The following is a 21,855-nucleotide window of genomic DNA, read 5'->3' as shown; positions in this document are numbered from 1 at the left end:
CGCCTGCCTACGCCTTGCGCACGGCGTTCGCCGTGATCGCGTCCCGCAGGTGCTCGGCGACGCCGGGACCCATCGAGTCGTAGTAGGCCTTGAAGCGCTCGTCCGCGACGTACATGTCACCGAGGCAGGTGTGCATCTCGTACGGGCAGTCGTAGTACCACTGCCCGATGTGCAGGCGGTGCTCCTCGGCCATGTCCATGGCCGCCCCGCCCTCCGCCGGCTCGCCCGCCGCCACCAGCGCCGCGTACCGGGCGCCCCAGTCGGCGGACTCGTCCTGGATGCGCTTCCAGTCGTCCTTCGTGTAGCCGGCGGCCCTGCGCTGCGACTCCGCGTAGGCCTCGGTGCCGCCCCAGCGCTGCTCGGCCTCCTCCGCGTACTGCTCGGGGTCCTTGTCCCCGAAGACCTCGAACCGCTCCTCGGGCGTGAGGTTGATGCCCATCTTGTTCGCCTCCATGGCGTGCTCAACGGCCTTGGCCATCTGCTGGAGCCGGGCGATCCGCTCGGACAGGAGAGCGTGCTGCCGGCGCAGGTGCTCCCTCGGGTCCGAGTGCGGATCGTCCAGCAGGACCGCGACCTCGTCGAGCGGGAAGCCGAGCTCCCGGTAGAACAGGATCCGCTGCAGCCGGTCCAGGTCGGCGTCGTCGTAACGCCGGTGTCCCGCGCCGCTGCGGCCGCTCGGGGAGAGCAGCCCGATCTCGTCGTAGTGGTGCAGGGTGCGCACCGTGACTCCGGCGAAACCGGCGACCTGGCCCACGGAGTAGCCCATCGCTTCCGCTCCTTCCGGTTGGGTACGCCCTCCACTGTGGTTCCTCACGCCACGTGAGGTGCAAGCCCTTCGGGCGGGCGGGTCTTCAGCCCATCGCCTTGGTGCCGTCCAGGGTCTCGCGGATGATGTCCGCGTGGCCCGCGTGCCGGGCGAACTCCTCGATCAGGTGCAGGAGCATCCAGCGCATGGAGACCTTGCCGTTCTCGGGGAACCACGGGGCCGGCGGCAGCGGGAACGTCTCGTCCAGGCTGGGCAGGTCCGCGACGAAGGAGGTCAGCTCCTCGGTCACCCCGTCCCAGAAGGCCTGGACCGCGGGAACCGTCTCCTCGCCGGTCAGCCGGAAGCCCTCGGAGTAGTCCTCGCGGGCGCCGGCGACCTCGTTGTCCCGCTGCTGCGCCATCCGGAGCCAGCCCAGCTCCACCTCGGCCACGTGCTTGAGCAGGCCGGACAGGGACAGCTCGCTCGCGCTCGGGCGGCTCGCGGCCTGCTCCTCGGTCAGACCAGCGACCGCCTCGCGCACCGCCGTGCGCTGGGACTCGATGAAGGCGAGCAGGGTGCCGCGCTCGTCGCCCAGGACCTCACCGGAAATCTCCGCCATGACCATCCACCTCTTCGTCCCCTGTACGGGGCCTCTCCCCGCTGACAAGGAACACGCTACGGAGCATTGCGGTCAGGTCCTGTCCGCAACTCCGCCCCGGGGTGGAAAAGGTCAGAACGGGAACTGGGTGCGGCCGTGCTGGACCGAGATCCACTTCTGGGTGGTGAAGGCCTCCACGGTGGCCTCGCCGCCGAGGCGCCCCAGCCCGGAGGCCTTCTCGCCGCCGAAGGCCGCGAGGGGCTCGTCCCCGATGGTGGAGTCGTTGACGTGGATCATGCCGGTCTCGATGCGCCCGGCGAAGCGGACGCCGCGCTCCACGTCGCGGGTGTGCACCGCGCCGCTGAGCCCGTACGGGGTCGCGTTGGCCAGGCGTACGGCCTCCTCCTCCCCGTCGAAGACCACCAGCAGGGCGACCGGCCCGAAGATCTCCTGCCCCAGCAGCGGGGAGTCCTCGGGGAGGTCCGCGAGGACGGTCGGCTCGACCAGGTTGCCGCGCGTAGATCCCCGTACGAGGGCCCGCGCCCCGGATTCCACGGCCCGGTCCACGAGCGCGGTCAGGGCGTCGGCCTGGAAGGAGTTGATGAGCGGACCGATGTGGGTGTCGGCCTCGCGGGGGTCCCCGGTCTTGAGGGCGCGCACGCGGGCGGTGAACTTCTCGGTGAACTCCTCGGCCACGCTCGCGTCGACGAGGATCCGGTTGGCCGCCATGCAGACCTGGCCCTGGAAGACGAAGCGGCTGAAGACGGCCGCGTCCACGGCGTAGTCGACGTCGGCGTCGTCGAGGACCACCAGCGCGCTGTTGCCGCTCAGTTCGAGGACGGTCCGCTTGAAGTGGCGGGCGGCGACCGAGCCGACGTGGCGGCCGGTGCGGTCGGAGCCGGCGAAGGAGATGACCTTGGGGACGGGGTGGGTCAGGATCGCGTCGCCTATCTCGGCGATGTCGGTGACCAGCACGTTCAGCAGTCCGGCCGGCAAGCCCGCGTCCTCGAAGATCTTGGCGATGATCCCGCCGCCGGCCACCGGGGCGTTCTGGTTCGGTTTGATCACGACCGCGTTGCCCAGCGCCAGCGCCGGGGCGACCGACTTCAGGGTCACCAGGAAGGGGAAGTTGAAGGGGCTGATCACCGCCACCACGCCGACCGGGAGGCGCTGGACCCGGTTCTCCTTGCCCGCGACGAGCGAGGGCAGGATGCGGCCCTCGGGGCGGACGGCCAGCCGGATCGCCTCGCGCAGGAACTCCATCGCGAGGTGGACCTCGTACTCGGCCTTGGGCCGGGTCCCGCCGAGCTCGTCGATCATCGCCTCGACGATCTCCTTGTGGCGCTCCTCGGTGATCCGCAGGGCGCGCTCCAGGACGGTGCGTCTCGCGTAGGGGCTGGTCGCCGCCCAGTCGCGCTGGGCCCGCTCGGCGGCCCGGTAGGCCCGGTCGACCTGCTCGACGGTGGCCACGGTGACGGCCGCGAGCTTCTCCCCGTTGTACGGGTTGACGTCGATGATGTCCCACGAACCGGTGCCGGCCAGCCATTCGCCGTCGATGTACTGGTGAGCCAGGTCGGTGAATATGGACATGCCATCCCTTACTGCGAGCGCGCACCCTTGCGCTGCACCGGAGACCGATCGGTCATCTTCATGCACTGATCAGACGTCATAGTACGTGCGGTTCAAGACAGTTGGAGGAGTCCGCGCAGGAGATCGCGGGTCTTGTCGGGATCCGGGCAGTCGGCCTGGAGCCGCTGCATCGCCCGCGCGTACTGGGCCACCTCCTCTTCCTTGTCCAGGTAGAGGGCACTGGTCAGCTGTTCCAGGTAGACGATGTCCTGGAGGTCGGACTCGGGGAAGCGCAGCAGGGTGAAGGCTCCGCTCTCGCCCGCGTGGCCGCCGAAGGAGAAGGGCATCACCTGGAGCTGCACGTTGGGCCGCTGGCTGATCTCGATGAGGTGTTCGAGCTGGCCGCGCATCACGTCGCGGTCGCCGTACGGGCGGCGCAGCGCGGCCTCGTCGAGGACGGCGTGGAAGACGGGCGCGTTCTCGGAGACCAGGACCTTCTGCCGCTCCAGGCGCAGCGCGACGCGGCGGTCGATCTCGGCGGCGCTCGCACCGGGCATGCCGCGGCGCACGACGGCCTGGGCGTAGGCCTCGGTCTGGAGCAGGCCGTGGACGAACTGGACCTCGTAGATGCGGATGAGGGAGGCCGCCCCCTCCAGCCCGACGTACGTCTGGAACCACCCCGGCAGCACGTCGCCGTAGCTGTGCCACCAGCCCGCCGCGTTGGCCTCGCGGACCAGGCCGAGCAGGGACTCCCGCTCGGCGCCGTCGGTGACCCCGTAGAGCGTCAGGAGGTCCTCCACGTCCCTGGCCTTGAAGCTCACCCTTCCCAACTCCAAGCGGCTGATCTTCGATTCGGATGCGCGGATCGAGTAGCCGGCCGCCTCACGGGTGATGCCGCGGGATTCTCGGAGTCGCCTGAGCTGTGAGCCCAGGAGGATGCGGCGCACCACAGAACCGCTGGCTTCTGCGGTCACTAGTCCTGCCCTCCCCATCGCAATGGTGTGCGCGTGGTGTGCGCGTGCCTCGGCGGGGCCCCCGTACCCCGGTGCCGCAGTCTGCCACCAAAACGCATCGGCCCGTACTCGTTCTGTAACGGAATCCGGCGTCCCGGAAAAGAAGTCCGTAAGTATGCGTAGGAAGAAATGAGCAAGAACCGTCACGGGAGTGGACGGGTCGGGCGCGTGCACGTGCATCTGCCCTTGCATCCGGCTTCGCCATTCGGAACGATGGTGCCGCGCACCTGCGTGCTCTTCGCGCCGGCGCGGGACCCACCCCGCAGTTCTCTTTGGACGGAGCCGCCCGCTTCGTCCGCGAATCCCGGGAGTGCCTCGCATGGGGACGAATGGATCGACCATGCTCGAGCCGTTACGGCAGGGGCTGCCCCCGGTCGACCCCACGGCTGTCTCCGGATCCGCCTCCTGCGCCCTGCCCGCCCGCTTCGACGCGGTGCGCGGCGCCCGCTCCTTCACCAGGTCGACCCTCTCCCAGTGGGGCCTCGACGACCGCTTCGACGACGTCTCGCTCGTCGTGTCCGAACTCGTCACCAACGCCCTGCGCCACGCCCTGCCGGACGAGGCGCGGCCTTCCGGCGAGCCGGAGGCCGCGGTGCGACTGCACCTGATGCGGTGGAGCACGCGGCTGGTGTGCGCGGTGCGGGACCCCAGCGAGGACCGGCCGGGCGGGTCCTTCGCGCCGGAGCGCACGGAAGAGAACTGCGACCTGGAGTCCGGGCGGGGACTGTTCCTGGTCGACGCCTACAGCGACAGCTGGGGCTGGCACCCGCTCGCGGGGCGGCTCACCGGCAAGGTGGTCTGGGCGCTGTTCATGCTCCAGGACTGAACCCGCCGCGCGTCACGCCCTCCGGACGCTTTTCGGACCACCGGCCGGGACCGATCACTGCGATCGGTCCCGGCCGGTGCACGTGCATGGCGTGATCTTTGCGCCGTTCCGTCAGCCGACCAGGTGGTCGAACTCGCCGTCCTTGACGCCCGCGAGCAGCGCCTCTATCTCGGCCGGCGTGTAGACGAGCGCCGGACCGTCGGGGAAGCGCGAGTTGCGCATGGCGACGTCGCCCCCGGGCAGTTTCGCGAACTCCACGCAGGATCCCTGCGAGTTGCTGTGTCTGCTCTTCTGCCAGGTGAGCTGGTACAGGGAAGTGAGCTCTGCAGCTGCCATCCCGTTGTACGCGTGGTCCACAGGAAGCCCCCGATAGTGCAGATGTCAACTGCACCGGATCATAGCTGTGTTCACCACCGCATGCATGGGCAGATGCACGTGCACGCGGGGTGGTCCGACCATCACTGTTGATCACCATCGGCGGCCGTTCAGGACCCCGCCGCTCCACTTCGCCCGCACGAGGGCCCTGGTCAGGGGCGCAACGCCTCCGACACCTCGTCCAGCGACTCCAGCAGCTGCTCCGCCGCCCCGCGCAGGACGCCCGGCTCGGGCGCCTCCCAGTCCGCCAGCAGCTCGCGGACCCCGTCCCACCGCGGGACCCTGCGCTCCCGGACCGCCTTCGCGCCCGCCCCCGTCGCCTCCCGCACCGCCCGCGCCAGCTCCGCGGCCCCCGGCACCGGGTCGCGGTCGCGGTCGGGGAGGTGGGCCTCCAGCAGCATCGCGCCCCGGCCCAGCGCCGCGAGCGCGTCCCCCGCGCCCTCCGCGGCCGCCCGGGACAGCCCCCGGTGGCGCACCGGCTCCCCCTCCGCCCGTACCAGCGCCTCCTGCCAGGCGATCCGGGCGTCCCGGGCCGCCAGCAGCGCCTCCCGCACGTCCGCGCGCCGGGCCCCGGCCGGGTCGGCGTACTGCCCGAGCACGGCGGCCGCGTACCGCCCGTCGGCGGCGAGCCAGTCCGCGAGGCGGGTGCGCAGCCGCGGGGTCTCCCAGGCCGGGTAGAGCGCGTACGCCAGCATCGCGAGGACCCCGCCGACGAGGGTGAGGGCGATCCGGTCGGGCACCGTCTGGTCCCAGCGGACGCCGCCCATGCCGAGCAGGAACACCACGTACGCGGAGACGAAGACCTGCGTGACGGCGTACCCGGTCCGCATCAGCACGTACATCAGGCCCGCGCTGACCACCGCCAGCAGCCCCGACAGGTACATCCCCGGCTGCGCCAGCTGCACGATCGCGGTGGCGGCCCCCACCCCCACGAGGGTGCCGCCGAACCGGGCGACGGCGCGGGACCAGGTCTGGGTGAAGTCGGGCCGCATCACCATCACCGAGGCCATCGGCGCCCAGTAGGCGTGCCCGAACGGCAGCGCGTGCCCGACGAGGTACCCCGCACACGCCGCCGCCGTGACCCGCACGGCGTGCCGCAGCACGGGCGAGCCGGGCCGCAGCTCGGCCCGCACGGCCCGGAGCACCAGCGGCACCAGGGCGGGCACGGTGGGCCGCAGCCTGGCCTCGGCGGGGTCGGCGGCGCGCCCGGTACCCGGTTCGGCCGTCTCCAGTACGTCGTCCAGCAGGGCGGCGAGCCTGCGCGCGGCCCGCAGCGCCGCGCCGGTGAGGACCTCCGGCAGGTCGGGCGCCTTCAGCACGGCCAGCGCCGGCGCGGGCAGGCGTACCGGGTCCCCGTGGCGGATGGCGTGCGCGGCGGCGTCCAGCACCGCCCCGGCCGCGTCCAGCAGCTCCCGCACCCGCTCGCGGGCCGGCCCCTCGGCGGGGGCGCCGACGGCCGGGTCGGCGAGCGAGGCCAGCACGGGCCGGACCCGCTCCGCCAGCCCCCGCGCCCCGTGCAGCTCGGCGGGCCGCCGCCGGGCCTGCCGGACGGTGACGGCGGCCGCGTCCCGGGCCCTCATCAACGGCGCGGGGTCGAAGGAGCTGACGGGGTCGTGGCGCAGCCGGCGGGCGTAGTCGGCCTCGGCGGCGAGCGCGTCGGCCAGGGCGTCGCGCCGGTCGCCCCAGCGGCGGACCGGGAACAGCACGATCAGCAGCGCCTGCACCACCCCGCCGGCGGCGATCATCGCGGCGTGCCCGGCGGCCTGCGGGACGGAGGTCGGCAGGGTGACGGTGACCAGCATGATCGCGACGTTGCCGGAGGCGATCATCCCGGCGGTGGGCCCGGCCGCCCACATCAGCCCCGCCGCGAAGGCCCAGACGGCGAGCATCGGCATGAACAGCCCGACGTCGGCGGACCCGACCAGGTACCCGGTGAAGGTGGAGACGGCCAGGGTCAGCCCGGAGGCGAGCGCCAGCACGGGGCGGGGACGCCAGCTCTGCTGGAACGTGGCGACGGCGGCCATGAAGGCCCCGAACGCGGAACTCGCCGCCGCGCCCGGCCCCAGCAGCGCCAGCCCTGCCGCGATGACGACCGCGAGCCCGACGGCGGCCCGCAGCGCGACGAGCGGCTCCAGGCGGGCCCGCTCGACCTTCATGCCCTCGCGCGCGGTGTCCTTCAGCGCGCGGAGCCAGCTCATGGCGTCGAGCGTAGCCGTTCGCCGCTCTTTTCAGCTTTTCTTCAGACTTGTGCACCACCCGTGCGGCCCTGTTCGATGGGCCGCACTGTCGATCGACCGTCATCCGGAAAGTGGGTACCGCATGCTCCGCAACGGCCTGGAACCCTGGCACATCATCATCGTCCTGGCGGTCGCCCTGCTGGTCTTCGGCTCGAAGAGGCTGCCGGACATGGCCCGTTCGCTGGGCAAGTCGGCCCGCATCCTCAAGTCGGAGGCCCGCGCCCTGCGCACGGAGGACACCCCGGCCGCCTAGGTCGCCTCTTCCGGATCTTGCCGGTCAAGCCCGCGCCTCCCCCAGCTACCGCTGGGAGGGCCCCCAGGCGCCGTGCATCGGCGCCTTGGCGGGGCGCCGCCGTACTGGACGTACTTGGTGCCCCGCCAAGGCGGCGAGGTGCGGTGCCGGGCGGCGCGGGCGAGGCAAGATCCGGAAGAGACGGCCTAGGGCAGGGAGGGGCGCCGTCCGCCGACGTGGGCGGCGTCGGCGGCCGCCGTGCCGTCCTCCCAGCCCGCGTGGTCGGTGGCACCGCGCAGCCGGGTCGTCGTGGTCCGGGGGAACATCTCCTCGGCCCGTGCGCCGACCGCCACGTCCCGGGCCACCAGGGCGGGCAGGCAGTCGGGGGCCTCGGTGGCCGTGTGCTCGGCCGTCTCGGCGAGCCGCCGGCCGAGGCGGCTGGCGTAGGCCAGCAGGAAAGACTGCCGGAAGGTCTTGGTCCGCTTGCGTCCGCCGGCCCGCTGGGCGGCCTCCGCCCGGGTCATCGCCGCCGTGCCCTGCACGAGCAGCGAGGTGTACAGCAGCTCGACGGCCTCCAGGTCGCTCTCGAAGCCGACCACCGTCGAGAACTCGTAGGCGCCGTTCCACACCGCCCGGCAGCGGTTGGCGGTGGCCACCGCGTCCAGCAGCACCGCCTTGGCCTCCTCGTACGGGGGCTCGACCCCGATCCGGCAGGCCGCGGGCACCTGAGCCGGACCGTCGCCGCGCACCGCGAGCAGCGCCTCGTCCACGGTGTGCCGGGCCATCAGCTCCTGCGCCTTCGCGCTGAGCGCCTCCGCCTCCTCGGGGTAGGTCGTCGCCTCGGCCTTCGCGAGCAGCGCCCGGATCCGGCCGAGCATGCGCGGCTCGATGTGCGCGTGCGCCAGGGCGTCACCGGCCGGGTCCCCCGGGACCGGGCCCACCGGCTCGACGGACGGCAGCCGCACCAGCAGCCGGAACAGTTCCAGGACGGCGGTGGCCAGGGTGAACCGGTCCGCCCGCTCGCGGCGCGCGAGCCGCTCGGCGTACTCCTCGTCCGCCGGCCACCACACCTCCGGCGCGCCCCACCGCTCGGGCAGCCGGGCGTACCGGCGGGCCTCGGCGGCGATCACGTCACCGGCGACGGCGAGGTGCACGGCGTCCAGGTCCCGCCGCACCAGCCGCAGCACGTCGGCGGGCCGCCAGCCGCGCTCCCACGCCTGCCGCGCGTACGCCTCCCCGCGCGCGAGCAGCTCCCGCCCGACCCCGCCCCACGCGGCGCCGTCGGCGGCGAGCACGGACGCCCCTACGTCCAGCCCTGCGTCGTCCTGGGCGTAGAGGGCGGCCGCGAAGGCCCGGTCGACGATCTCGGCACTCTGACTCACCCCTTCAGCTTTGCACGCCGCCCTTTTGACGCGCCGCGCCCCTCCTGAACGCGCCGCTCGCGCGGCTCGGCCGCAGGCGGCCTCCCCGGCTTCGCGCCGCTGCGACAGCCTCCGGCTGTCGGATGCGGGGCGGGGCCGGTTCGGGTGGCGGGGGCCGGTGGGTCGGGTGCGGGTGGTTGGCCGCTGCGCGGGGCGAGGTCCCCTACCCTCCCTTCCACCGTTCCCAGGGGCTCCGCCCCTGACCCGGTACGGGCGCTGCGCGCCCGTCGCCTCAAACGCCGGCGGGGCTATCTATAGCCCCGCCGGCGTTTGAGGCGCTGGGGGTCCCCCCCCAGCGGTAGCTGGGGGAGGGTCTGGGGGCGGAGCCCCCAGGAGGGGTCCGGGCGCAGCCCGGGGAACGGGCGAAGGGCGGGTAGGGGAACTCGCCCCGCGCAGCGGAACCCCCGGCACCGCCCCGCCGCTGCAGCCCCCCGCACCGGCCCCGCGTACGCCCCGCCCGGGGACCGGCACGGGACCCGCCCGGGGACACGCAACCGCCCGGCCAGGGCAATGTCAGAGCCCGGTGGGACACTCGCACCCGTGAGCGACCACCCCACCACCCCCTGGGCCCTCGCCGAGACCGCCGACGGCCAGTGGCACGCCACACCCCTGCACCCCGGCGCGGAACGCACCATCGCCACCACCGCCACCCCCGCGGAAGCGATCCGCCTCGCACCCACCGGCACCCGCTGGGTCTGGCGGTCCACCGCCGCCGTGTACCCCCGCATCCTCGCCGCCGGCACCCGCGTCGAGCGGTGCTACGACATCGAGGACGCCGAGCTGCTGCTCCTCGCCCACGAGGGGCGTTACGGCGAACCCCGTTCGGCGGCGGCGGCCTGGGCGCGGCTCAACGACGCACCCGTCCCCCCTGACCCCCCGCAGCGCGCCGCCGAGCCCGCGCGGGCCGCCGCGCAGGACTCCCTCTTCGACGTCGACCCGGGCGCCGCCGCCCCGCTCCCCCTCGACGCCCTGCTCGCCGTCCACGCCGACCAGGCCCGCCGGATCGCCGCCACCGCGCACCCCGACCGGCTGCGCCTGCTCACCGCCTCCGAGTCGGCCGCGTTCCTGATCGCCGCCGAGATGCACCGCGCGGGCCTGCCCTGGCGGGCCGACGCTCACCGGGCCCTGCTCACCGAGCTGCTCGGCGAGCGCTACGCCGGCGGCGGCGAGCCCCGCCGCCTCGCCGAGCTCACCGACGAGATCTCCGCCGCCTTCGGCCGCAGGGTGCGCCCGGACCTGCCCGCCGACGTCATCAAGGCCTTCGCCCAGGCCGGGATCCGGCTGGGGTCCACCCGGCGCTGGGCGATCCAGGAGATCGACCACCCCGCCGTCGCGCCGCTCCTGGAGTACAAGAAGCTGTACCGGATCTACACCGCCCACGGCTGGTCCTGGCTGGCGGACTGGGTCCAGGACGGCCGCTTCCGCCCGGAGTTCATCCCCGGCGGCACCCTCACCGGCCGCTGGGTGACCAACGGCGGCGGGGCCCTGCAGATCCCCAAGGTGATCCGCCGGGCGGTCGTCGCCGACCCGGGCTGGCGGCTCGTCGTCGCCGACGCCGACCAGATGGAGCCGCGCGTCCTCGCCGCGATCTCCCGCGACCCGGCGTTCATGGAGGTGGCCGGGCGGCCCGAGGACCTCTACACGGCCGTCTCCCGCCAGGGCTTCTCCGGCGACCGGGACAAGGCCAAGATCGCCGTGCTAGGCGCGGTCTACGGGCAGACCTCCGGCGACGGCCTGAAGAACCTGGCCGCGCTGCGCCGCCGCTTCCCCCGCGCCGTCGCGTACGTGGACGACGCGGCCCGGGCGGGCGAGGAGGGCCGGCTCGTACGGACCTGGCTGGGCCGCACCTGCCCGCCGCCCGCCGGCGCCGCCGAGGCGGACGAGGCGGGCATCCCCCAGGAGTCGGGGCCGGAGCGCTCCGACTCCGAGGGGGAGACGGGGTGGACCCCGAGCTACGCCTCCACCAACACCCGCGCCCGCGGCCGGTTCACCCGCAACTTCGTCGTGCAGGGCAGCGCCGCCGACTGGGCCCTGCTCATGCTGGCGGCGCTGCGGCAGGCCACCGCCGGGATGCGGGCGGAGCTGGTGTTCTTCCAGCACGACGAGGTGATCGTGCACTGTCCCGCCGAGGAGGCGGAGGCCGTCGCCCTGGCGATCCGCGCCGCCGGGGACCGGGCGGGCCGGATCGCCTTCGGGGACACCCCGGTCCGCTTCCCGTTCACCACGGCGGTGGTGGAGTGCTACGCCGACGCCAAGTGACCCGCGCCCGCCCCGGCGGCCGCGTCAGCGCCCGAAGGCCTCCTTCCAGTGCCGGCTCAGCGCGACCTCCTTCAGCTGCTCCAGGGTCAGCGCGGGCGCCGTACGGCTCGCCGGGCCCGTCTGCTTGGGGGCGTTGTACGCGGAGACCGTGATCCGCTCCCCGTTGGGCCGCTGGGTGTCCACCGTCCAGCGGACCACGCCCGGGGCGTTCTCGCCGACGGGGCCCTGGGTGACCTTCGCGTGGACACCGCCGGGCTGCGCGGTGGCGTCCGCGGGGAACTCGCCGGCGGCCGTGCGCCGCTGGACGCGGATCTCGACCAGGGAGCGGCCCTTGCCGTCGTCGAGGACCACGTAGCCGTAGCCGCCGTCGCCGCCCTTGTCGGCGACGGGGATCTCGTACCCGCGCAGCAGGGTCTCCAGGAACCTCTCGGCGTCCTCCTCGGGACTCGTGCCGGAGCGGCTCTCGGAGGGTGCGGGCGGCAGGTCCGCCAGGGCCGGGCGCCACTTGTCCGACAGCACCAGGGCCTTCATCCGGTCCATGGCCAGCGGGGGTTCGGCGCGGGTGGGGCGGGCCTGCTTGCTCTGGGGCCCGTTGTACTCCGAGGCGTCGAGGAGGTAGCCCTGCGGGGTGGCGAGGGTGGCCCGCCACTGCTTCACCGACCTGCGGGAGTCGTCGTAGTCGTAGTCCTGGATCAGCAGCAGCCGGGAGCCGTCGGGGAGGACCTCCTCCTTGCAGGAGTCGAAGGCCACGTTCTTGCGGTCGGGGCAGGTGGTCATCTCCTTGGACATCCCGCCGGCCGGGTCGATCCGGGTGAGCATGATGCCCAGGTGCGCCCGGCCCTTGCCGTCGTCGACGAGCCCCGTCGCCAGCGGCGCCTGGTCGTCGGTCCCGCGGCTGTCGGCGGGGGTGAACTGCCCGGTGGGCACGAACGACTTCAGGATCTCGGTCATCTGCTGAGCGGTGACCGCCCCGGTGCCCGCGCGTTCCTGCGGTCCGTCCGCCGGCGGCCTGACCGCCCCCCGGCTGGGCAGGGCGGGCGCCGAGGCGGCCTCTCCCCCGCCGCCGCTCCCGATCAGGCCGCCGGTCCAGGCTCCGGCCGTGCCGACGAGGGCGAGGGCCAGTACGGAGCCCCCGGCGACGGCGGCCCGGCGACGGGCCACCAGCCGGCGTCCGCGCCGTTCGCCCGCCGCCGCCAGGGCCTGCGGGTCCGGCGTGAAGGCGGCACCCGCGCTCCGGAGGGCTTCGCCGAGCTCGTCTTCAAGGGGCATGGGGGGCATGCGGAACCAGACCTTCCACTTGGTTGGCGGGGAGAGGGACGGGGCGGAGGGGAGGACGGCACCGGGGAGGACGGCACCGGGGCCTCAGTGGCCCGCGAACTCGGCGAGACTGCCGCCCAGCTGCCCCCGCAGCCGGGACAGCGCCCGGGAGGTCCGGGTCCGTACGGCCGCCGAGGTGACCTTCATCGCCTCGGCGGTCTCCTCGACGCTGCGGTCCTCCCAGTACCGCAGCACCAGCACCGCCCGGTCCTTGGGCGCCAGCCGCCCCAGCGCCTCCAGCAGCGTCAGCCGCAGCGCCGGATCGGTGCCGCCGGCCGCCGGCTGCGCGCCGTCGGCCCCGGGGAGCTCCCCGAACGGGCGCTCCCCCGCCGAGCGGCGGCGCTGGTGCGTCAGGAAGACGCGGACCAGCACCGTCTGCGCGTACGCCGCCGGATTCTCGATGCGCGAGATCCGGCCCCACATCAGGTACATCCGCCCCAGGGTCTCCTGTACGAGATCCTCGGCGAGGTGGGTGTCCCCGCTGGCCAGCAGACAGGCCGACCGGTACAGATGACCCGACCGGCCCGCCGCGAACTCGCGGAACCCGTCTCTGCGACCCTGCCGCATGCACTCCCCCTCGCGTCCGTCTCACCCCATCGACGCGACGGCCCCCGCGAAATGTTTCAGCCGAGGTCGTGGAAGTAGACGTGGAACTCCTCGCGCACGAATCCCTCGGACTCGTACAGCCCCTGCGCGACGTTGTTGCCGTACGCGGTCTCCAGCTGCACCCCCGCCACCCCGGCCTCCCGCGCCCGGCGCAGCACCTCGCGCAGCAGCGCCCGGCCCGCGCCGGTACGGCGGCCGGCCGGGGCCACGTACAGGTCGTTGAGGATCCACGCGGTGCTCAGGGTGAGCGAGGAGAAGGCCTGGTAGACCTGCGCGAAACCGACCGTGCCGGGGACCGAGGGCGCGTCGGCGAGCAGCACCAGCGACTCCCCCTTGGCGATGCGCTCCGCGAGGAACTCCCGGGGTGAACCGGCGGCCTGGACGTCCACCTCGTAGAACTCCAGGTAGCCGCGGAAGAGTTCCGCGGCCGTGTCCAGGTCCGCCTCCCCCGCGACGCGGAGCACGACTCCGGAACCCCCGTCCGTGACCGTGCCTCCCGCGCCGTCGCCGCCCTGCGTTGCGACCTGACCGAACATGCGCATCTCCCTTGATCCACTCTCGCGCCGGCGTCCATTGTGCGCGGACGCGGGGGAACGGCGCCGGGAGGGCGCGTCAGTGCCCGGTGACGGGCTGGGCGGGCAGCGAGAAGACGTGCTGCGGGGTGACGATCCTCGTGATCGCCTCGCCGAACATGGTGCTGGGCTCGTTGCCCTCGTGCGCGATGTCCGTGTTCAGCATGACCACCAGCGTCGCCCGCGACCCGGGAAGGTAGACCACCAGGTCCTGGTAGCCCGGCAGCGACCCGTTGTGCCCGATCCACCCCTGTACGTCGAAGACGCCCAGGCCGTAGCCGGCGCCCGGCACGGCCTCGACCACCTTCAGCCGCTGCGCCTGGGTGGCGGGGGTCAGCAGGGTGCCGGTGGCCAGGGTCTTCGCCCAGCTCCGCAGGTCGGGGAGGTCCGAGACCATCGCACCGGCCGCCCAGCCCCAGGAGGGGTTCCAGTCGGCGGCGTCCTCGGACCTCCCGGAGGCCGTCTGGTCGGTGTAGCCCTGCGCGTGCGGCTCCGGGAACTGCGCGCCGGTCGGGAAGAGGGTGTGGTGCAGCCCGGCGGGCTTGGCCACCCGTTCCTCGACGTACCGGTTCAGGGGCGTCCCGCTCAGCTTCTCCACCACCAGACCCAGCAGGATCGTGTTGGTGTTGCAGTACTCGAACTTCGCGCCCGGCTCGAACAGCACCGGATGCCGGAAGGAGTACGACAACAGCTCCTGCGGGGTGAAGGGGCGCCAGGGATCGGCCGTGAGCGCCTTGAAGAACCCTTCGTCCTCCGAGTAGTTGTAGAGCCCGCTGCGCATCCCGGCCAGTTCGCGCAGGGTGATCCGGTCGCCGTTCGGGACGCCCGGTACGTACTTCCCGACGGGATCGTCCAGCCCGGCCCTGCCCGCGTCGACCAGCTGGAGCAGGGCGGTGACGGTGAAGGTCTTCGTCACGCTGCCGATCCGCTGGTTCACGTCGGTGCGCATCGGCGCCCCGGTCGCCCTGTCGGCGGTGCCGAAGGCCCGTACGTACTCGCCCTTGCCGGGGGCGGAGAGCGAGACGACCACGCCCGGCACCCCGGCCTCCTTCAGCACCTTCCGGACGGCCTCGTCCAGCCGGGCCGCCGCGGCGGGCGTGAGCTGCGGGAACTCGTCGGCCGCGGGCGTGCGCACGACCCCGGGCGGGGGTGCCGCGGCCTCCCAGGCGTACCCGGCGCCGACTCCGACGGGGACCACCACCAGCCCGATCGCGGCCGCCCCCACCGCCGCGCTGCGCCACCGCCTCGCCATGCCGGCCTCCCGCTGCCGTACGTCCTTCCACGCTAGCCCCGCCCCGGGACCCCGGGCGACCGGGGGCGGGCGGGGCGGGCGGGGTCCCGGCCGCGGACCCCGGGCGGGGCCGGCCGGCGAGGTTATCGTTCTTGTTCGATCCCGGCGGGGCGGACCCGGACCGACCGCCCCGACGACCGGAGTGGGCACCGCACATGAACGCGACCGCGAACGGCGGCCTGCTGCGGCTGACCGACGTCAGCCGCAGCTACGGGGACCGGAGCGTCCTGCGCGCGGTCACCATGACCCTGGCGCCGACGGAGTGCACCGTACTGGTGGGGGACAACGGCTCGGGGAAGTCGACCCTCCTGCGGCTGGCGTGCGGCCGCGAGCAGCCCACGTCGGGCGAGGTCCTCTTCGACGGCGAGCCCCTGCACGAGGACTCGCCCCGCACCCGCGCCCGGGTGGCCACCGTGATGGAAGCCGGCTCGGCCTACCCGGACCTGACGGTGCGCGAGCACCTGATGCTGGTCGCCGTCGGGCACGGACTCGGCCGCCGCGCCGACGCGGCGGTGGACCGGGTGCTCGCCGACCACCGGCTGGCCGGCCACGCGGATTCCCGGCCCTCGGCCCTCTCCTCGGGGCAGACCCAGTCCCTGCTGCTGGCCTCGGCCTTCGTACGGCCGCACGACCTGCTGGTGCTGGACGAACCCGAACAGCGGCTGGACTCCCGGGCGCGCGGGGAGCTGGCGCGGCGGCTCTCGGCCCACAAGGAGCGGGGGGCGGCGATCCTGCTCGCCACCCACGACGCGGAGCTGGCCGCGGCCGTGGCCGACCGGGTGCTCACCCTGGAGGACGGACGCGCCACGACGGCTCCGGCCGGGGCCGCCCGGTGATACCCGACCGAACCGGCCCCGACCCCGGCACCCGCACCCGCACCAGCCCCGACGGCGACGCCGGCCTGCGACGCCGTACGGACGAGACGCTGGCGTTCCTGCACGCGGCCCGCGCCCCGGCCCGCCGGAGCAAGCGCGGGAGCAACGCCTTCGTGCTGTACTGCGTCGCCCTGGGAACGGTCTTCTGGGCGGTACCGCTCCTCCTCGCCGCAGCCAGGGCCGGCCGACGCGGGGACTGGCACGGCGGCACCTCGGAACACCTGCTGGCCGGCCTCCCCGTGGCCGTGCCGGCGCTGCTGGCGCTGGTGCTGGTCCACGCCGTCCGCGGCGCCGTCTGGCGGGGCCCGGTGCTGGTGGACCTGCCGACGGTCACGTGGCTGCTGCCCCTGCCCGTCCTGCGCGGGCCGCTCCTGCTGCCCCGGTTCCACGCTTCCGCACTCCGCGCGGCCGCGCTGGGCCTGGCCGGCGGCGGGGTGCTGGGCTACCTGCTCTCGGTCGCGGGGGCCGCGGCCCGGCTGCCGCTGACCGCGGCGGGCGCGTGGGCGGGCGCGGCGACGGCGCTGACCGCGGTGGCCGCCGGGCTGCTCGTCGAACGCCACGACCGCGCGGTCAGCCGCGGAGCCGTCCGCTTCCAGGCCGTCACCTGGACGCTGGCGGCGGGCGCGACGGCGCTCTGCGCGTACGGGGTACTGCGCGGCGGGGCCGGGGGCGGGACCCCCGGCACGCTGGTGCTGTGGTCCGGCCCCTGGGGTTGGGCCGCCCAGCCGCTCGTCACCGCGGCCGGGCACCACACCCCGGGCTGGGTCCTCGGGACGGCCCTGTCGGCGGCGTTCACGCTCGCCGCGCTGCTGTACGCCCGGCGCGAGACCCCGTACGTCCCCGAGGAAGCCCTGCGCGGCCGCGCCGTCGTCGCGTCCCGGGTCACCGCGTCGGTGTACTCCCTCGACCTGCGCCAGGCCCGCTCGGCGGCCCGCGCCGTGCGGGGGCAGCGGGCCAGGCCCCTGCTGCGGCTGCCCGTACCCCGCAGCAGGTGGCTGATCGTGCCCTGGCGCGACGCCACCGGGCTGCTGCGCGCCCCCGGACGCCTGCTGTGGGCGGCCCTGTGGGGCACCGCGGCCCTCGCCCTCGCCACCGCCGCCCACCGCGCCCGCCCGGACGGACAGGCCGCCCTGTGCGCGGCCGCCCTCGTCGCCGAGTACCTGGCGGCCGCGCAGCTGACGGAGCCGGCCCGCCTGGACAGCGACGACGCCCGCCGCTCTGCGGGCCTCCCCCACGCCTTCGGCACCCTCGCGCTGCGCCACGCCTGGGTCCCGGGCGCCCTGCTGCTCGGCTGGCTCGGCGCCGGCACCGCCGCGGCCCGGGCCGCCGGCGGGTGGGCACCGGGCGGTGCCGTGCTCCTGGCGGCGGTACCGGCCATGGTGGGTGCCGCGCTCGTCAGCTCGTACCGCGGGCCGGTCCCCACCCACCTGCTGGTCGGCACGGAGACCCCCATGGGCAACACCGCCGCCCTCCAGACCGGCCTCTGGTACGCACGCGGCCCGCTGGCCGCCCTCGCCCTGTCCGCCCCCGTACTGGTCGCCGCCGAACGCGCCGGCGGACTCGGCCCCGGCCACCTCGCCTGGCTGCTCCCGGCGGGCGCGGCCACCCTGTGGTGGGCCCGCCGCACCGCCCACCGGCTGCACGGCGCACCCCGGCGGCAGCGCGGACCGGCCGGGATCCGGGGGTTGCTAACGTCGATCCGGTTTCCCCCGTCCCGCCCGCCGGAGAAGAAGGACCTTCCTCATGCATGATGCCCGCGCCCTGATCGACATGGGTGCCGAAGCCGTTCGTCGGCTCGCCCGTCGCGGCTACGCCCTGGACCTGTCCCGGCTGGAAGACCTCCAGTCCCGGCGCAACCAGAGCGTCCGCTCCGCCGACGACCTGCGGGCGGAGTCCAAGCGGGTGGCGAGCGAGGTCCAGCAGACGGCCAGGCAGGGCGGGGACATCTCGGGGCTCAAGGAGCACGCCCGCGAGCTGAAGGACCGGATCCGCGAGGTCGAGGCGGAGCAGGAGCAGGTCCAGGAGGAGCTGCGCGAGCTGCTGCTGACCATCCCGAACCTGCCGGACGACGCGGCTCCCGACGGCAACTCCGACGAGGACGCGGTGGAGATCCGCCGCGTCGGCACCCCGCCGGCCTTCTCCTTCGAGCCGAAGGACCACGTCGACCTCGGCGAGGCCACCGGCATCCTCGACTTCGCCCGCGCCACCAAGCTCTCGGGCCCGCGCTTCGCGGTCTCCCGCGGCGCAGGCGCCGCCCTGGAGCGGGCCCTGGCCACCCTCTTCCTCGACATCCACACCCGTCGCCACGGCTACGTGGAGCACTCCGTCCCGTACCTGGTCACGCGCAAGACGATGACCGGCACCGGCCAGCTGCCGAAGTTCGAGGAGGACCTGTTCAAGACCGGGGTCGCCGACCGCGAGCTGTTCCTCATCCCCACGGCCGAGGTCCCGCTGACCAACCTCTACGCCGACGAGATCATCCCGCCGGCCGATCTGCCGCTGGCCATGACCGCGCACACCCCCTGCTTCCGCTCCGAGGCCGGCTCCTACGGGCGCGACACCCGCGGCCTGATCCGCCAGCACCAGTTCGCCAAGGTCGAGATCGTCAAGATCGTCGACCCGGAGACCGCGGACGCCGAGCTGGAGACGATGGTCGGCCACGCCGAGGCCTGCCTGCGGGAACTCGGCCTCGCCTACCGCGTCGTGAAGCTGGCCGCCGGCGACACGGGCTTCTCGGCGCAGCTCACGTACGACATCGAGGTCTGGATCCCGAGCCAGAACACCTACCGGGAGATCTCCTCGGTCTCGAACTTCGGCAGCTTCCAGGCCCGCCGCGCGGGCATCCGCACCCGCGGCGAGGACGGCAAGCCCAAGCCCGTCGCCACCCTCAACGGCTCCGGCCTGCCGATCGGCCGCACCCTGGCCGCGCTGCTGGAGCAGTGCCAGCAGGAGGACGGCTCGCTCGTCCTGCCGGAATCCCTCGTCCCGTACCTCGGATTCCGCCGGATCAAGGCGGACGGGACCCCCGAGGCATAATTCCGGGCAGGACACAACCCCAGGGCGCATCGCGCCCTGGGGTTTCTTTTATGCCCTCTCCAAAATCGGAAATTGACAGAACACCTGACCCCGTGCCCTCGACGAACACACAGGTCAGTCGCCCTCTCCCCGCCCGCCCAGGAATTGACATCCACCCCTCCTCCGTGCCCCGGAAATCAACAACTCACCTCATCAAAAGGGGGGTTGACAACGCCCCTCCAATTTCCTACGGTCCGCTGGTCGGACTTTCCCGATCACCCGAAGGAATTCATGACCACCCCTGCCGTTCCGAAATTCAGGCAACAGCTGATCCTGGCCGTCCTCATGGTGTGCTCACTGCTCATCTGGCTGGACAACACCGTCCTGAGCACCACCCTGGAAACCCTCGCGGACCCGGTCCGCGGCCTGAACGCCGGACCGTCCGCGCTGCAATGGGCCACCGGCTCGTACACGCTCGCCTTCGCCACCCTGATGTTCACCGCGGGCGCGCTGGGCGACCGCTTCGGCCACCGCACGGTGCTGGCGACGGGCCTGGTGGTGTTCGCCGCCGCCTCGGTGTGGGCGGCGTACGCACCGGACGCGGGTCAACTGATCGCCGCCCGCGCCGCGATGGGCGTCGGCAGCGCGCTGATCATGCCGGCGAACATGGCCATCCTCATGTGGACCTTCACCGGCCCCGCGCGGTCGACCGCGGTCGCCGTCTCCTCGACCTCCGCCGGCGTCGGCATGGCCGTGGGCCCGGTGCTGGCCGGGGTGCTCCTCGACCACTTCTGGTGGGGCTCGGTCTTCCTGGTCAACGTCCCGGTCGTGGTGCTGGCGCTGGCCGGGATCGCCCTGCTGGTCCCGGACTTCCGCAGCCCGGTGGTGCGGCCGCTGGACCCGGCCGGGATGCTGCTGTCGATCAGCGGGCTCGCGGCGCTCGCGTACGGTCTGATCCGCGCGGGGCAGGTGGCGGCCTGGGACCGGGCGGACGTCTGGGGGCCGGTCGCCGCCGGACTGGTCCTGCTGACCGCGTTCACGCTCGTCGAACTGCGCGTCAAGGCACCGGGCTTCGACCCCCGGCTGCTCGCGGAACGCGCCTTCGGCGGCGGCAACGCGGCGCTCGGACTGCTCCTCTTCGCCGTCTCCGCCATCACCTTCTACAACGCGTTCTACCTACAGGGCGCACGCGGCTACTCCCCGATCGAAGCGGGCCTGGCCGGCCTCCCGACCGCCGTCGGCGCGATACTCGGGGCACCCGTCGGCGCGCGCCTGGTCCGCCGCTGGTCCCTGCGGGCCGTCACCGTCCCGGCCCTCACCGCGGCGGCACTGACCATGGGCGCCTACGGGCTCTTCGGCCTGGAGACCCCCCTCGCCCCGATCGCGCTCCTGCTGCTGGTCCAGGGCCTCTCGATCGGCATGGTGCTCGGCCCGGTCACCGCGGCGCTCATCAGCACGCTGCCGCTCGAACGGGCCGGCGCGGGATCGGCCGTCACCAACACCGTGCGGCAGACCGGCGGGGTGATGGGCATCGCCGTCGGCGGCACGCTCATGTCGATCGTCTACCGGCGCGCGATCGAGCCCTCCCTGGACGGCCTCCCCGGCCCGGTACGGGAACAGGCGCGCGTCTCCGCCGAACAGGCCAGGCACGCCGCCGGGGCCACCGCCCGCCCCGCGCTCGCCCGAGCCGCCGACGAGGCGTTCGTCCACGCCATGCACGTAGGCGCCGTATGGATCATGGTCATCGCCCTCGCCGGAGCAGCCGTACTCCTGCTCGCCCTCCGCCCGCCCCGCAAGCCCCCGGCATCCACGCCCGCACCAGAGCCCGTCCTGCAAGAGTCAAAGCCCCAGGTCACGGGGTCGAACTCCACCGGGGAAGGGGCCGAAACCCTGACGACCCGGAAGTCCGCTTCATCATGGGCGCGGGGGTCGTCTGCCTGCTGATACTGATGACCGCCCCGTACTGACGGCAGGTCATGATGCCGACACGTACACGGGGCGAGGAGCTTGAGACGAAGCTGACGGAGACATCAGGCCGCACGGCCCAGGACCTGGCCGCCGAGCTGGAGGGCCTGCGGGGGGTGGACTGGGCATCCGTTTGGGCGGGTCCGCCGCAGGGCGGCTCTCCGGAATGCCGTACGTGGTGCGAGCGCTACGGCTGGGAGCCGCAGACGGCCGACCGCAATCTGGCGGTGCGCAGCGGGGCCGGCGGCAGGTGGACCTTCGAAGCAGGTGGCAACTGGCATCCCGTACGCCGCCTGACCCACTGGGCGTGGCACCTCAAGGCAGACGAGGCGTCCGAGAACCCCGGTCTCTTGACCCGCGCGGCCGACGAATGGCCCGACTTCGTCAAGGCGGCCGAAAGTGTGCTGGGACCCGCGGTATGGGCCGGCCCCTGGGACGCACCAGACTTCCCGGAGCCGATGGAACCGGCGTTCTGGGAGAGCCGTGAATACCGCCTCGAGACCCGCACCCCCTACCGGATGGCGTACTGGAAGCCGGTGGGGGACCACCCCGGGCAGGCCTTCATCGTGCTGGCGCAGTCGGTGTCGTTCACGGCGTGGGCCACTGACACGCCGGGCGGTTCGCGGATCCAGCTGACCGTAAACGCCCCTGAAGGTTCACGGAGGAACCCGTGAACCCCGACGCTCCTCCGACCCCGGAGGAGATAGCCCGGGCTTGCCCTCCAGCAGGAACATGCCGCGGCGGAACCACGTGACAGGCAGTCCGGAGCCGCGATAGCCCGCAGGCTGTACGGCGACTACCTATCGACGCTCGATCCGGAGGCGGAAGGTCCCGAGCCCGGTGTTGTGGACTTCATAGAGAAGCTTGCGGCGAAGGAGTCCGTCACCAACGCGGACCGCGGCCCCCATCGCGCATTTTGGTCCTACGAGTCCGTGCTCG

19 protein-coding genes are annotated in these 21,855 nt (G+C 73.7%); 8 read left to right on the top strand and 11 right to left on the bottom strand.

The window, feature by feature from the left end; genetic code table 11:
• Positions 1 to 7: 7 nt before the first annotated feature.
• The 4 genes from OG553_RS18645 to OG553_RS18630 form a co-directional block, all read right to left on the bottom strand.
• Positions 8 to 766: a MerR family transcriptional regulator gene (locus tag OG553_RS18645; protein ID WP_405980069.1), complete on the bottom strand. Its 759-nt coding sequence runs from the start codon at positions 764 to 766 to the stop codon at positions 8 to 10.
• Positions 767 to 851: 85 nt separating this feature from the next.
• A complete protein-coding gene (locus OG553_RS18640; RefSeq protein ID WP_405980068.1) occupies positions 852 to 1,370 on the bottom strand; it encodes a DinB family protein in 519 nt (172 codons plus the stop codon).
• 105 nt (positions 1,371 to 1,475) lie between these two features.
• Positions 1,476 to 2,933 (bottom strand): aldehyde dehydrogenase family protein, encoded by a 1,458-nt coding sequence (locus tag OG553_RS18635; protein ID WP_405980067.1) that lies wholly within the window; start codon positions 2,931 to 2,933, stop codon positions 1,476 to 1,478.
• A gap of 92 nt (positions 2,934 to 3,025) precedes the next feature.
• Positions 3,026 to 3,904, bottom strand: coding sequence for a helix-turn-helix domain-containing protein (locus OG553_RS18630; protein WP_405980066.1), 879 nt, complete (start codon positions 3,902 to 3,904; stop codon positions 3,026 to 3,028).
• A 361-nt stretch (positions 3,905 to 4,265) separates the two neighbouring features.
• Between OG553_RS18630 and OG553_RS18625 the strand changes: the two genes are divergently transcribed.
• Positions 4,266 to 4,751, top strand: coding sequence for an ATP-binding protein (locus OG553_RS18625; RefSeq protein ID WP_405980065.1), 486 nt, complete (start codon positions 4,266 to 4,268; stop codon positions 4,749 to 4,751).
• A gap of 111 nt (positions 4,752 to 4,862) precedes the next feature.
• On the opposite strand, the gene OG553_RS18620 is transcribed toward OG553_RS18625, so the two are convergent.
• Both OG553_RS18620 and OG553_RS18615 read right to left on the bottom strand, forming a co-directional pair.
• Positions 4,863 to 5,108: a DUF397 domain-containing protein gene (locus OG553_RS18620; RefSeq protein WP_405980064.1), complete on the bottom strand. Its 246-nt coding sequence runs from the start codon at positions 5,106 to 5,108 to the stop codon at positions 4,863 to 4,865.
• 170 nt (positions 5,109 to 5,278) lie between these two features.
• A complete protein-coding gene (locus tag OG553_RS18615) occupies positions 5,279 to 7,324 on the bottom strand; it encodes an FUSC family protein (protein ID WP_405980063.1) in 2,046 nt (681 codons plus the stop codon).
• Between the two features lie 121 nt (positions 7,325 to 7,445).
• On the opposite strand from OG553_RS18615, the gene tatA reads away from it, so the two are divergent.
• Positions 7,446 to 7,616 (top strand): Sec-independent protein translocase subunit TatA, encoded by a 171-nt coding sequence (tatA, locus tag OG553_RS18610; RefSeq protein ID WP_405980062.1) that lies wholly within the window; start codon positions 7,446 to 7,448, stop codon positions 7,614 to 7,616.
• A gap of 185 nt (positions 7,617 to 7,801) precedes the next feature.
• Here tatA and OG553_RS18605 read toward each other — a convergent pair whose 3' ends face one another.
• Entirely contained in the window at positions 7,802 to 8,977 is a 1,176-nt protein-coding gene (locus OG553_RS18605) for a DUF2786 domain-containing protein (RefSeq protein WP_405980061.1), read from the bottom strand.
• Between the two features lie 549 nt (positions 8,978 to 9,526).
• Between OG553_RS18605 and OG553_RS18600 the strand changes: the two genes are divergently transcribed.
• The gene (locus tag OG553_RS18600) at positions 9,527 to 11,275 is read left to right on the top strand and encodes a bifunctional 3'-5' exonuclease/DNA polymerase (protein ID WP_405980060.1); all 1,749 of its coding nucleotides are present in this window, start codon (positions 9,527 to 9,529) and stop codon (positions 11,273 to 11,275) included.
• A 24-nt stretch (positions 11,276 to 11,299) separates the two neighbouring features.
• Here OG553_RS18600 and OG553_RS18595 read toward each other — a convergent pair whose 3' ends face one another.
• The 4 genes from OG553_RS18595 to OG553_RS18580 all read right to left on the bottom strand — a co-directional run bounded on the left by OG553_RS18595 (position 11,300) and on the right by OG553_RS18580 (position 15,022).
• A complete protein-coding gene (locus tag OG553_RS18595; protein ID WP_405980059.1) occupies positions 11,300 to 12,544 on the bottom strand; it encodes a hypothetical protein in 1,245 nt (414 codons plus the stop codon).
• Positions 12,545 to 12,637: 93 nt separating this feature from the next.
• A complete protein-coding gene (locus tag OG553_RS18590; RefSeq protein ID WP_405980058.1) occupies positions 12,638 to 13,159 on the bottom strand; it encodes a SigE family RNA polymerase sigma factor in 522 nt (173 codons plus the stop codon).
• A gap of 56 nt (positions 13,160 to 13,215) precedes the next feature.
• Positions 13,216 to 13,734 carry a GNAT family N-acetyltransferase gene (locus tag OG553_RS18585; protein WP_405980057.1) on the bottom strand — a complete coding sequence of 173 codons (519 nt, stop codon included), beginning with the start codon at positions 13,732 to 13,734 and terminating at the stop codon, positions 13,216 to 13,218.
• Positions 13,735 to 13,810: 76 nt separating this feature from the next.
• Positions 13,811 to 15,022, bottom strand: coding sequence for a serine hydrolase domain-containing protein (locus OG553_RS18580; protein WP_405980056.1), 1,212 nt, complete (start codon positions 15,020 to 15,022; stop codon positions 13,811 to 13,813).
• A gap of 194 nt (positions 15,023 to 15,216) precedes the next feature.
• On the opposite strand from OG553_RS18580, the gene OG553_RS18575 reads away from it, so the two are divergent.
• The 5 genes from OG553_RS18575 (at position 15,217) to OG553_RS18555 (ending at position 21,590) form a co-directional block, all read left to right on the top strand.
• On the top strand, positions 15,217 to 15,897 hold the full coding sequence (locus OG553_RS18575; RefSeq protein WP_405980055.1) for an ATP-binding cassette domain-containing protein: 681 nt from the start codon (positions 15,217 to 15,219) through the stop codon (positions 15,895 to 15,897).
• Positions 15,894 to 17,687 (top strand): hypothetical protein, encoded by a 1,794-nt coding sequence (locus OG553_RS18570; RefSeq protein WP_405980054.1) that lies wholly within the window; start codon positions 15,894 to 15,896, stop codon positions 17,685 to 17,687. The genes OG553_RS18575 and OG553_RS18570 overlap by 4 nt, the downstream gene beginning before the upstream one ends.
• Positions 17,680 to 18,972: a serine--tRNA ligase gene (gene serS, locus OG553_RS18565; RefSeq protein WP_405980053.1), complete on the top strand. Its 1,293-nt coding sequence runs from the start codon at positions 17,680 to 17,682 to the stop codon at positions 18,970 to 18,972. Before OG553_RS18570 ends, serS begins: the two co-directional genes overlap by 8 nt.
• 270 nt (positions 18,973 to 19,242) lie before the next feature.
• Positions 19,243 to 20,895: an MFS transporter gene (locus tag OG553_RS18560; RefSeq protein ID WP_405980052.1), complete on the top strand. Its 1,653-nt coding sequence runs from the start codon at positions 19,243 to 19,245 to the stop codon at positions 20,893 to 20,895.
• A 35-nt stretch (positions 20,896 to 20,930) separates the two neighbouring features.
• The gene (locus tag OG553_RS18555) at positions 20,931 to 21,590 is read left to right on the top strand and encodes a hypothetical protein (RefSeq protein WP_405980051.1); all 660 of its coding nucleotides are present in this window, start codon (positions 20,931 to 20,933) and stop codon (positions 21,588 to 21,590) included.
• Positions 21,591 to 21,855: the final 265 nt, after the last annotated feature.

Origin of the sequence: Streptomyces sp. NBC_00158, assembly GCF_045160885.1 — a bacterium.
GTDB lineage: Bacteria > Actinomycetota > Actinomycetes > Streptomycetales > Streptomycetaceae > Streptomyces.
Note: the sequence above shows the minus strand (reverse complement) of the source record. Positions and strands in the feature narration are given on the sequence as shown.